Raw genomic sequence first — 11751 nt, forward strand, 5'->3', positions numbered from 1 at the left:
ACTAATTATAGACTGAGCCGGAGTATCTCGATGGGACTATCCACTAAATGACAAGCTCCGGCTTCAATCAATTCTTCACGGCTCCGAAATCCCCATGTTACACCGACCGATTCGACCCCGGCAGCCTTCGCGGTAAACATATCCACATCTGAATCTCCCACATACAGGGCTTTTTCCGCCTCAACCCCCGACTTATTTAGAATTTCATATACAATATCAGGAGCTGGCTTTACCGGAATACCGTCACGCTGTCCCAATACAGATACGAAATCGATTCCGGGGAAAAAATACTGTATTAACTTTTGGGTTCCTGCCTGATATTTATTCGACGCCACAGCTATTTTCACACCATGAGAATTTAAAACAGACAATAATTCCTCCACTTTATCGTAAGGGCGAGTATAATCGGTATTATGTACCGAGTAATATTCCAAAAAATAACGCCTCACACGAGATACATTATCCGACGAACGACACTCTTCCGGCAAAGCTCGCTCGAACAATTTAGTTATTCCGTTCCCTACAAAATGAAAATATTCCTCCTCCCTATGTTCTGGAAAACCGCAACGACGCAAAGCATAGTTCGTACTGATAGCCAAATCGGCAATCGTGTTTAACAAAGTCCCGTCCAAATCAAAAATAACCAACTCTTTCATCTTCTTTTATTTTACAAAATACAAAGGTAGTGTAAAGCAAACGCAGAAACAATCAAAATTCACAAATCCGAAATTTAGGACAATTATATGCCCATTACGACCTTGTAAAGAATCACCTCCCGAAATAACTTTGCTCCCATCTTCAAGAAAAAATAAAACGATGGAAAAGAGACACGACATAAAAGGTATTCTATTCAATTTCTCAGGTACAATCGATACCGAGGGGAGTGATTGGTTCGACCTCATTTGGAAAGAATACAGGGAAATCGGGATACCTATAACCAAGAGCGACTATCTGGCCGCCCATGAATTTGCAGAAAAGGAAATATCCGAAAAAGGACTAATCGAACCCTGGTTTAATTTTTATTTTACCTTACATACCAAACTATCGCTTCAAATCAAATATCTTATTTCAAAAGGATTATTATCCGACAATCGATGTACTCAAAAGTATGCCCAACAACTGGCCACGATTTGTTATAACATGGCGATCATGTATGTAAGACAAAACGAAAAAACACTCGAAAACTTGGTAAAACAGTATCGTTTGGGAATCGTCGCTCAATCATACGGAAACCTACCGGCTGTTTTGGTAGATTTCGGATTGGCCTCCTACTTCACCGATGTCATTGAATCCAGCATGGTGAACCTGAGCAAACCCGATAAAGAAATATTCCGATTATCGGTCAATGCATTACACATCGAGCCGGAAGAAACTCTATGCGTCAGCAATTCTCTAAACAGCGACTTATTGCCGGCAAAAGACATCGGCTGCAAAACAGCATGGCTCTGCCAACGAACAGTTCCCCAAGCTAAAAGAGTTTCGAACTACCACATAGCTTCTTTAAAAGAATTGAATAATCTACTATCCTAAAACTATAATAGTATACGCCGAAGATTATAACAGACTTGTTATTACGGCGCATTCTATTACATGAAGACAAATCTAACTGAAATATTCCGGAAACTGTGCGGGAGCATGGTCGAGGAAGGCTCTTAGCATAAAAAAGTGTATTGACTTGATGGAAAGCCACAGACGTGATGTCTGAGGCTTTTTTCGTTTCATACGCCAATAAATCGAACCGGCTCTCAAAATGCACAAACAAAATCTTCCTTTAAAGGATTGTTTATACAGATTATTGCTACCTTTGCAAAAAAATTAAAAAAATACTATTTATCTGCAATGGATTGGATTCAAAATCTATTATTCAATGACGCCTCGGTAGCCCACACCGTTATCTTGTATGCATTTGTCATCGCATTGGGAGTAGCCTTAGGAAAGATGAAATTCTTCGGCATTTCATTAGGAGTCACATTTGTACTTTTCGTCGGCTTGATTGCCGGGCACTTCGGTTTTTCCGCCGAAAAAAATATACTCCATTTCGTACAGGAGTTCGGACTCATTCTATTCATTTATTCCATTGGACTGCAAGTAGGACCGAGTTTTTTCTCTTCCTTTAAAAAAGGAGGACTAACCCTAAATATGCTGGCTGTCGGTATCGTCATACTCAACATAGCGGTCGCTCTCACCCTCTACTTTATACATCAGGGAGAAATAAGTATGCCCATGATGGTAGGTATTCTTTCGGGGGCTGTCACGAACACACCGGGATTAGGAGCGGCGCAGCAAACGCTTTCACAGCTCAAATTCGACGGGTCCATTTCCGAGGTTCCAGAAATCGCTCTCGGATATGCGGCCGCCTATCCGTTGGGAGTAATCGGAATCATCGCCTCCATGCTGGTTATCCGGGCGATTTTCAAAGTTAAAATGGAAAAAGAAAGTCGACAAATCGAAGAAGAAAACCAATCGAGCCAGCTCGTCCCGCATGTCGTTACTTATAAAGTAGAAAACAAACTTATCTTTGGCAGGACTCTCGACGATTTGACCAAACTCATTGATCGTAATTTTGTAGTATCGCGTATTAAACATAACGACGAAGTAATCATACCCAACTCAGATACGACACTCCAAGAAGGAGACTTGCTCCTCGTTGTCCTCTCTTTACATGACGAAAGCGCATTGGAAGCATTTATAGGTCGCCCCGTCGAAATGAACTGGGAAGCTATTCCTGCCCCTGTGGTTTCTCGTCGAATACTGGTTACCCGCCCCGAATTCAACGGACGCAAGATAGGAAGTCTACGTCTCAGAATGGGATATCGGTTGAATGCGACCCGTGTAAACCGAGCCGGTCTTGATCTTCTGGCCAATCCTAATCTGGAATTACAAATAGGAGACCGTCTTACCGTTGTAGGACGAATCGAAGACATCAATCGTCTGGCCGAGAAACTCGGTAACTCTACGAAACGCCTCCACGAGCCCAACATGGTAACGCTATTCGTAGGCATATTCCTCGGTATCATATTGGGAAGCATTCCTCTCGCCATTCCGGGAATGAGCGTACCCATGAAGTTGGGATTAGCCGGAGGACCGCTGGTCGTCGCAATTCTCTTGGGCCGTTTCGGTCATAAAATTCACCTCGTCACTTACACTTCGACCGGAGCCAGTCTCATGCTACGGGAAATAGGTATCTGTCTTTTCTTAGCCAGTGTAGGTATATCGGCAGGAGGCGAATTCGTCAACACGATTATGTCCGGCGGACTCATTTGGGTATGGTGGGGATTTCTCATCACCGTGATTCCTCTTCTCATCATCGGAATTATTGCCCGAGCACACTACAAGATCAACTATTGCTCTATCATGGGATTGCTTTCAGGAGCTTGTACCGATCCCCCCGCCCTCGCCTATGGCAACAAGGTCTCGGGGAACGATGCCCCATCGGTAGCTTACTCGACGGTTTACCCCCTCGCCATGTTCCTGCGAGTGCTTTCGGCTCAACTGCTCATTTTGCTTTTCTATTAAATTACATATATAAATAGTCTGCTACGAAAGGCAGACTATTTATGTTAACTAATTCGAGTATCTATACTCATTCGGTGTACAACCGGTCATTTTCTTGAACCAACGGCTGAAATGCTGTGGGTAGGGAAATCCTAATTCATAGGATATTTCGCTGATTGACTTCGACGTATCGAATATCCGTTCTTTTGCCACATCAAGCATCTTCTGTTGAATATGTTTTAATGCAGACATACCTGTTTGCGGCATAAGTCGCTGAAATAGTTGGCAGACAGGCAAAGTTTATCGGCGCAATATTGCACTGTCGGCATACCTCCCTTTTTGGCAGGAGCATCAGATGCAAAGTATTCCGCCAAGAGATGCTCAAAACGGGATAACAAGTCGTGATTGGCATTCTCCCGGGTAATAAACTGGCGGTCATAGAAACGTATACAGTAATCGAGCAACAGTTTGATATTATCCACAATCAGCGATTTGCTGTGTTTATCTATCGGATATTGCAACTCACAACGAATTTTCTCCATGCAATCAATGACGGTCTTTCGTTCCTGCTCGGACAAATGCAGAGCTTCATTGGCATTATATGAGAAATAAGAATACTCCCGCATGAGGCTTGCCAATGGTGTACCTCTTAAAAGTTCAGGATGAAAAGCCAAGACCCACCCCTCAGGCTGATGCAATTGCCCGTCATCTTCCGACCTCATTACCTGACCGGGAGCGAGGAAAAGCATTGCTCCTCGCTGATAATCGTATATACTGCGTCCATATTTCAGATTTCCGCAATCCGTATCTTTCAGCAAAATGGCATACACATTATATAGTTTCCGACAAAACCGTAATGGCATAGCTTTCTTCCCTTCGATTACACAGACTAACGGATGTAAAGTTTCCACACCGAAGTAGTCATTGTATTGCTGGACAATATCTATTTTCATTATTTCATTCATAACCTTTTATTTATGATTGCAAAATTACTTTTTCATTGCAAAATTATACGATTCTATCAACACAATCTGTTTCAAAATCATCGTAAATACTACCCATTTTACTGATGGCAAAATATTGTATCCCGGTTACAGATGAAATTGATATGTATATCCGTGAAATTGATACCTGACAGGCTGATTATTCCCGCTATTTTTGCATTACAAATGTATTAAATACAATGAATAGGAAAAGTTATTGGTATTATCGCTTGTGCCTCATTCTGTATAAGCAGCATGTATGTCCAAAATAAGGCGGCTAATCATGTGGATTTCTACAACCGAATGGATAAGTAACCAATAATGAATAAAATAACAGACATGAAAACAGAACAAAACAACGAAATGAGCCGTCGAGGTTTTCTGAAACGGACGGCATTGGCAGGAGCGGCAATCTGTATTGCACCGACATGGGGAAAAGTAACAGCGGCAGAAAAAGTCATTACAGGCGAATCCGCAATATCGCACACCACCATTCCGTCAGGTATGGCGGCAGTCCGTACACAAAGGACATTGGGCAGCGGTAAGGCTGCATTTACCGTATCGGCAATGGGTTATGGTTGTATGGGATTGAACCATAACCGCAGTCAATATCCAAGCAAAGAAAAGGAAATAGCACTGGTACGCGAAGCCGTAGAACGTGGAGTGACGCTGTTTGACACGGCGGAAAGCTACGGTTATCACGTCAATGAAAAGTTAGTCGGGGAAGCCCTGAAAGGTTATACCGACTGAGTATTCGTATCATCGAAGTTCGGACATAAGTTCGTGAATGGTGTGCAGGTGAAAACCGAAGAAGACAGCACTCCGGCAAACATTCGCCGTGTATGCGAAAATTCCCTGCGCAATCTTGGTGTGGAAACACTCGGCATGTTCTATCAACACCGCATAGACCCGAACACACCTATCGAAGTAGTAGCAGAAACATGCAGCGAGTTGATCAAGGAGGGCAAAATTCTGCATTGGGGAATGTGCGAAGTCAATACAGACACCATTCGCCGTGCGCACAAAATCTGCCCTATTACGGCTATCCAAAGCGAGTACCACTTTATGCACCGCACGGTCGAAGAAAATGGTGTGTTGGCTCTTTGCGAGGAATTGGACATCGGCTTCGTCCCTTACAGTCCGTTGAACAGAGGTTTTCTCGGTGGTATGATTAACGAATACACGCAATTCGACACCTCCAATGACAACCGCCAAACTTTACCCCGTTTTCAACCGAAAGCCATTCGTGCCAACTATCGCATCGTAGAAGTGTTGAATGCTTTCGGACGGACAAGAGGAATCACTCCGGCACAAGTGGCATTGGCTTGGTTGATGAACAAGAAGCCGTTTATCGTCCCCATTCCCGGAACGACCAAACTCTCGCACTTGGAAGAGAACCTTCGAGCTACCGAAATCATCTTCATGCCGCAGGAAATGAAAGAATTGGAAGATACAGTAGCTGCTATTCCGATTATAGGTAGCCGATACGATGCTTTGCAGGAATCGAAAATTCAAAAATGAAACCACTATGAAGAAGATATTTATCGCATTGGGCTTGTCTATGATATTGGCGTCCTGCCGCAATAGTGGTAATGTATTGCAGATTTCCGAACAAGGCAGCTTCGCCGTGGGAGGAACGATACTTACCGACTCGTTGGGACATACTTATCATGGCGACCATGCTTATGTATTTTATCAGAAACCCGTCCACGCACGAAAATATCCGCTCGTTTTCGCCCACGGCGTAGGACAGTTTTCCAAAACGTGGGAAACCACGCCCGATGGACGAGAGGGATTTCAAAATATCTTCTTGCGACGTAGTTTCTCGACCTACCTTGTCGACCAGCCTCGGCGTGGCAATGCAGGGCGTAGTACCGAAACCGTTACCCTATCTCCTGTCTTTGATGAAGAAGAATGGTTCAACCGTTTCCGGATAGGAATATACCCCGATTATTTCAAGGGTGTACAGTTCAGCCGTGACAAAGAGACCCTTAACCAATTCTTTCGCCAAATGACACCCAATATCGGCTCGGTAGATTTCGAAGTCTATTCCGACGCCTATGCCGCCTTATTCGATAAAATAGGTCCTGCAATCTTCGTCACTCATTCACAAGGCGGTCCGGTCGGGTGGCGCACGCTACTCAAAACCGACAATATCAAGGCGATTGTGGCTTACGAGCCGGGCGGAGGTATTCCTTTCCCGAAGGGACAAGTCCCCGAAGAGGGCAAGATACTGACCCTATCGAAAAAAACGGAGGGCATAGAAGTATCTATGTCCGACTTTATGAAATATATGGAAATCCCGATAATCGTTTATTACGGCGATAATCTGCCCGAAACAAATGAACGTCCCGAACTCTACGAATGGACACGACGCCTGCACCTGATGCGGAAATGGGCAGCTTTACTCAATAAACATGGTGGCGATGTGACAGTTATACATTTACCCGAAATAGGTCTGTACGGCAACACTCATTTCCCGTTCTCCGACCTGAACAATGTGGAGGTAGCAAACCATCTATCGAAGTGGCTGCATGAGAAAGGGCTGGATTGAAACCAGCCCACCTCCAAACCATCACCCGTTTATCGATAAAAGAAGATACTTTATCCTCAAAAAAAGGGACTCTTTCTATTACTTTTTTTTCATCATCGGCTAAATGTTAAATTTGAATCGAAATTTAACGTATCGATAATGAAAAAATTAATAATATCCACCGGAGTCCCCCTGCTTCTATGCAGTACCGCTTTATGGGCACAAGAAGAAATACCCTCCACATGGACATTACAAGATTGTTTCGAATACGCCCGTGACCACAGCATCACCCTGCAACAAAACCGACTGTCCGTAGAAGAAAGCGAGGTTAACACCAAAGAGGCAAAAGCTCAACTTTTTCCTTCGTTCGACTTCTCGACCTCCCATAATTACAATAACTATCCGATGGCCGACGGCAGCCGGTCGGGCAAAAACGTCTATACGGGAACTTACGGAATCGACGCATCATGGACAATTTTCGATGGGAAACGGCGAAACACGATTAAAGCCAACCGAATACAAGAGAAGCAACAACAATACGCATTCAAAGAAACACTCGATAATTTGCAAATAGAAATCCTCACCGACTACCTCCAAATACTCTATGCCGAGGAAGCCGTGAACATTTGCAAACAGACCGTAGAAGTTTCCCTTCGCCAAGTAGAACGATCTCGCGAATTACTGGCTGCCGGTTCTATTTCCAAAAGCGATTTGGCCCAGCTCGAAGCCCAATACAGTAACGACAAATACCAATTAGTCACAGCCGAAGCCAATCGAGACCAATTAAAACTCGAACTAAAACAATTACTCGAACTCGACATCAATCAAGAGATGAATCTGGCAACTCCCGAAATCGACGAAAGCAAAGTTCTCGTTCCCCTACCCGATAAAAGCACGGTCTACACTACGGCATTAGGGTTCGTCCCCTCCATACAGAGCGGAAAATTAGAGCTCGAAGTCGCCGAACTGAATATAGCGAATGCCAAAGCCGGCTACTACCCCAATCTCTCCTTGAATGCCGGTATAGGCAGCGGACACAATACAGGGAACAACGGGAGTTTCGGGACTCAAATGAAACAAGGATTCAACGAATCGGTCGGGCTGACGCTATCCGTCCCTATATATAGCCGCCGCTCTAACAAATCGGCTGTCGAACGGGCAAAAATTCAACAAAAAATCAGCCAATTGGATCTTAAAAATCAAGAAAAGGATTTGCTGAACCAAATAGAAAACGCATGGCTCGATGCTTCGTCTGCCCAATCGAAATACCTTGCGGCAAAAGAACAGCTCAACGCCACAAAGACCTCCTACGAACTCACCGAAGAACAGTTCTACCTCGGTATGAAAAATACGGTCGAGATGCTCACGGCGAAAAACAGCTGGCTGTCGGCTCAACAAGAAGAACTGCAATCCCGCTTCATGGCTTTGCTCAATTTGAGACTACTCGACTATTACGAAAACAAACCTCTTACCCTCGACTAACTCAAACTCGAATATAAACTGTCATCGAAATATGAAATCAAAAAAAATCATCATCGTTACCGTATCGACCGTTGTCGCCATCGCCATACTCTGGTTCTGTTTCGGCGGGAAGTCGAAGAGCGCGAACTATGTTATCGAAACGGCTCAGGCTGTACGAGGAGACGTCTCGGAAGCCGTCACGGCAACCGGGACAATCGAGCCGGTCACACAAGTCGAAGTCGGGACACAAGTATCGGGTATCATAGACAAACTGTATGCCGACTACAACTCCATCGTAACCAAAGGACAACTCATCGCCGAAATGGATAAAGTCACTTTGCAAAGCGAACTCACCTCCCAGCAGGCCACGTACGACGGAGCAAAAGCCGAATATGAATATCAAGAAAAAAACTTTTTCAGAAACAAGGCCCTGCACGAGAAACAACTCATCAGCGACACCGAATACGAAGAGTCGAAATACAACTACGCAAAAGCTAAAAGCACCTTCGAAAGCAGCGAGGCAAATCTGGCTAAGGCTAAACGAAATTTAGCTTATGCCACTATTACTTCGCCTATTGACGGCGTAGTCATCAGTCGGGCGGTCGAAGAAGGACAAACCGTAGCTGCCGGATTCGAAACGCCGACCCTCTTTACCATTGCTGCCGACCTGACCCAAATGCAGGTTATAGCCGATGTCGATGAAGCCGATATTGGCGGGGTGCAAGAGGGGCAAAGAGTCATATTCACCGTCGACGCTTACCCCAACGACACGTTTGAGGGAACAGTCACACAAGTGCGCTTAGAGGCCACGGAAGAAAGCAATGTAGTCACTTACGAAGTGGTTATCTCTGCCCATAATCCCGATTTGAAATTAAAACCGGGATTAACCGCCAACATCACCATTTACACCGCCGAACGCCGCAATGTCGTGAATATACCGCTCAAAGCCCTTCGATTCGTTCCCGATCCGCCATCGGGCAAAAAACGCCACGAACCGGAAGATTTGCCTCAACAAGAAATATCCGGAAACGACAGCTTGAAAATCGTCTGGGTACAAGACGGGCAAGAATGGAAACCTCGTAAGGTCGTCGTAGGCATGGACAATAGCGTAAACGTCGAAATTTGCTCCGGGTTGGAAGCCGGTGAAACCGTAGCCATAGACCGCAAAAGTAATATAAGCGCAACCAATCGACAATCATCGGAAGAGAAAGAAGAAAGCCCGTTCATGCCCAAACCGCCGGGAAAAAAGAAATAATCAGGAAACCGACATGACAACGAACGAAATCATTCGATTAGAAAACATAAGACGCAATTTTATCGTAGGGAGTGAAACCGTACATGCTCTGCGAGGTGTCAATTTCACCATAAATTCCGGTGAGTTCGTAACCATTATGGGAACCAGCGGCTCGGGAAAATCCACTCTGCTCAATATACTCGGCTGCCTCGACACCCCCACATCGGGAGAGTATTACCTCGATGGTATTTCGGTTCGGAGTATGGGTAAAAACGAACGGTCGGTTTTGCGAAATCGGAAAATCGGGTTCGTATTTCAATCCTACAACTTGTTACCCAAAACGACCGCACTCGAAAACGTGGAATTACCCCTCATGTACAACTCCTCCATCTCGGCCAAAGAAAGACACGAACTGGCATCGAAAGCTCTTGATGCCGTTGGACTGTCCGAGCGAAAAAATCATAAATCCAACCAAATGTCGGGAGGGCAACAACAGCGGGTAGCGATAGCTCGCGCATTGGTTAACAACCCTGTAATCATTCTTGCCGACGAAGCCACAGGAAACCTTGACACCCGGACTTCATTCGAAATTTTGGTTCTCTTTCAAGAACTGCATGCCCGGGGACGTACCATTATCTTTGTGACCCACAATCCTGAATTATCGGCATATAGTAGCCGAAACATCGTATTACGGGACGGGAAAGTAATCTCCGATATACGGAACGAAAAACAAGCATCGGCTTTGGAAATGCTGCAAAAACTACCGGTGGAAACCGACTAAGGAATAATATTATGAATCTGACCAATCTGACTAAAATAGCTCTAAAAGCGCTCAATAACAATAAGCTACGTTGCTTCCTCACCATGTTGGGTATCATCATCGGCGTAGCATCCGTCATCACGATGCTGGCCATCGGGCAAGGTTCGAAACGAAGCATACGAGAACAAATCTCAGAAATGGGTTCAAACATGATCATGATACACCCCGGCAACATGGAAAGAGGAGGTGTAAGGCAAGACGCATCGTCTATGCAAACACTCAAATTAAACGATTATAAATCCATCTCCGAACAAGCTGAATACGTGTCGGCTTGTTCCCCCTCGGTAAACAGCAGCGGACAATTCATATATGGAGCGAACAACTATCCCAGTACGATATACGGTATTACCGAAGATTATCTGGATATTCGTAAAATTTCTTTGGAAGAGGGAAGCATGTTCACTCCACAAGACGTCATCACTTCTGCCAAAGTCTGTTTAATCGGGAAAACCATTACCGACAATCTCTTCCCCAATGGAGAAAGCCCGATCGGAAAAGTAATCCGGTTCAATAAAATTCCACTTAAAGTCATAGGTACTCTCACGCCCAAAGGATACAACAGCATGGGTATGGACCAAGACGATATGGTACTCGCACCGTATACTACGGTACAGAAACGCATTCTCGCCATTACCTACTTGCAAGGTATCTACTGTTCGGCATTGTCGGAAGAACTTACCCCTCAGGCAACCGAAGAAATCAGCGAGATTCTACGGAAAAACCATAAAATAAAAGAAGGAGAAGATGATGATTTCGAAATACGTTCACAAGAAGAACTAAGTTCCATGTTAAGCTCGACAACCGACATGATGACAATCTTGCTCGCCTGCATTGCAGGTATATCGTTATTAGTCGGAGGTATCGGAATCATGAATATCATGTATGTCTCCGTAACGGAACGCACTCGGGAAATAGGGTTGCGCATGTCCATCGGAGCCAGGGGTATCGATATCCTCGCCCAATTTCTTATCGAAGCCGTTCTCATCAGCGTTACCGGCGGCATTATCGGGGTCGTCTTCGGAGTAGGTGCATCGGTAATCGTCAACGTCCTGTTCAAATGGCCTGTCTACGTACAAGCCTATTCGGTCATACTTTCTTTCTTCGTTTGTACGATAACCGGGATATTCTTCGGTTGGTATCCGGCTCGTAAAGCCGCTAATCTCGATCCCATCGAAGCGATTCGCTACGAATAATTTCACTTTTACCTTTCGAATGAATATATTTG

General features: G+C 44.8%; 8 protein-coding genes and 2 pseudogenes. 8 read left to right on the forward strand and 2 right to left on the reverse strand.

All coding sequences use genetic code 11. The features are described from left to right. Nucleotides 1–5 precede the first annotated feature (5 nt). A complete protein-coding gene (locus HMPREF9448_RS08890) occupies nucleotides 6–656 on the reverse strand; it encodes an HAD family hydrolase (protein WP_008862278.1) in 651 nt (216 codons plus the stop codon). Nucleotides 657–816: 160 nt separating this feature from the next. Here HMPREF9448_RS08890 and HMPREF9448_RS08895 point away from each other — a divergent pair, with 160 nt between their 5' ends. Both HMPREF9448_RS08895 and HMPREF9448_RS08900 read left to right on the forward strand, forming a co-directional pair. Further along, nucleotides 817–1530 (forward strand): HAD family hydrolase, encoded by a 714-nt coding sequence (locus tag HMPREF9448_RS08895; RefSeq protein ID WP_008862279.1) that lies wholly within the window; start codon nucleotides 817–819, stop codon nucleotides 1528–1530. Nucleotides 1531–1839: 309 nt separating this feature from the next. After that, nucleotides 1840–3516: a putative transporter gene (locus tag HMPREF9448_RS08900; RefSeq protein ID WP_008862280.1), complete on the forward strand. Its 1677-nt coding sequence runs from the start codon at nucleotides 1840–1842 to the stop codon at nucleotides 3514–3516. 48 nt (nucleotides 3517–3564) lie between these two features. Here HMPREF9448_RS08900 and HMPREF9448_RS08905 read toward each other — a convergent pair. Next, nucleotides 3565–4460, reverse strand: a pseudogene (locus HMPREF9448_RS08905) (helix-turn-helix domain-containing protein). A 357-nt stretch (nucleotides 4461–4817) separates the two neighbouring features. Between HMPREF9448_RS08905 and HMPREF9448_RS08910 the strand changes: the two are divergent. The 6 genes and pseudogenes from HMPREF9448_RS08910 to HMPREF9448_RS08935 all read left to right on the forward strand — a co-directional run bounded on the left by HMPREF9448_RS08910 (nucleotide 4818) and on the right by HMPREF9448_RS08935 (nucleotide 11719). Continuing rightward, nucleotides 4818–5999, forward strand: a pseudogene (locus HMPREF9448_RS08910) (aldo/keto reductase). A 7-nt stretch (nucleotides 6000–6006) separates the two neighbouring features. Next, a complete protein-coding gene (locus HMPREF9448_RS08915) occupies nucleotides 6007–7032 on the forward strand; it encodes an alpha/beta hydrolase (protein WP_008862285.1) in 1026 nt (341 codons plus the stop codon). Nucleotides 7033–7170: 138 nt separating this feature from the next. Next, a complete protein-coding gene (locus tag HMPREF9448_RS08920; protein ID WP_008862286.1) occupies nucleotides 7171–8493 on the forward strand; it encodes a TolC family protein in 1323 nt (440 codons plus the stop codon). A 31-nt stretch (nucleotides 8494–8524) separates the two neighbouring features. Next, nucleotides 8525–9727, forward strand: a complete 1203-nt coding sequence (locus HMPREF9448_RS08925; protein ID WP_008862287.1) for an efflux RND transporter periplasmic adaptor subunit — start codon at nucleotides 8525–8527, stop codon at nucleotides 9725–9727. 13 nt (nucleotides 9728–9740) lie between these two features. After that, on the forward strand, nucleotides 9741–10487 hold the full coding sequence (locus HMPREF9448_RS08930; RefSeq protein WP_008862288.1) for an ABC transporter ATP-binding protein: 747 nt from the start codon (nucleotides 9741–9743) through the stop codon (nucleotides 10485–10487). Between the two features lie 11 nt (nucleotides 10488–10498). Continuing rightward, on the forward strand, nucleotides 10499–11719 hold the full coding sequence (locus tag HMPREF9448_RS08935; protein ID WP_008862289.1) for an ABC transporter permease: 1221 nt from the start codon (nucleotides 10499–10501) through the stop codon (nucleotides 11717–11719). The last annotated feature ends 32 nt before the right edge of the window (nucleotides 11720–11751 follow it).

This window comes from Barnesiella intestinihominis YIT 11860, from assembly GCF_000296465.1.
In the GTDB taxonomy this organism is placed as follows: domain Bacteria; phylum Bacteroidota; class Bacteroidia; order Bacteroidales; family Barnesiellaceae; genus Barnesiella; species Barnesiella intestinihominis.

Excerpts from the sequence above, each read along its gene's own strand:
- HMPREF9448_RS08895 (WP_008862279.1), top strand. The coding sequence starts at position 817 with ATGGAAAAGAGACACGACATAAAAGGTATTCTATTCAATTTCTCAGGT.
- HMPREF9448_RS08890 (WP_008862278.1), bottom strand. The coding sequence starts at position 656 with ATGAAAGAGTTGGTTATTTTTGATTTGGACGGGACTTTGTTAAACACG.
- HMPREF9448_RS08920 (WP_008862286.1), top strand. The coding sequence starts at position 7,171 with ATGAAAAAATTAATAATATCCACCGGAGTCCCCCTGCTTCTATGCAGT.
- HMPREF9448_RS08930 (WP_008862288.1), top strand. The coding sequence starts at position 9,741 with ATGACAACGAACGAAATCATTCGATTAGAAAACATAAGACGCAATTTT.
- HMPREF9448_RS08925 (WP_008862287.1), top strand. The coding sequence starts at position 8,525 with ATGAAATCAAAAAAAATCATCATCGTTACCGTATCGACCGTTGTCGCC.
- HMPREF9448_RS08915 (WP_008862285.1), top strand. The coding sequence starts at position 6,007 with ATGAAGAAGATATTTATCGCATTGGGCTTGTCTATGATATTGGCGTCC.
- HMPREF9448_RS08935 (WP_008862289.1), top strand. The coding sequence starts at position 10,499 with ATGAATCTGACCAATCTGACTAAAATAGCTCTAAAAGCGCTCAATAAC.
- HMPREF9448_RS08900 (WP_008862280.1), top strand. The coding sequence starts at position 1,840 with ATGGATTGGATTCAAAATCTATTATTCAATGACGCCTCGGTAGCCCAC.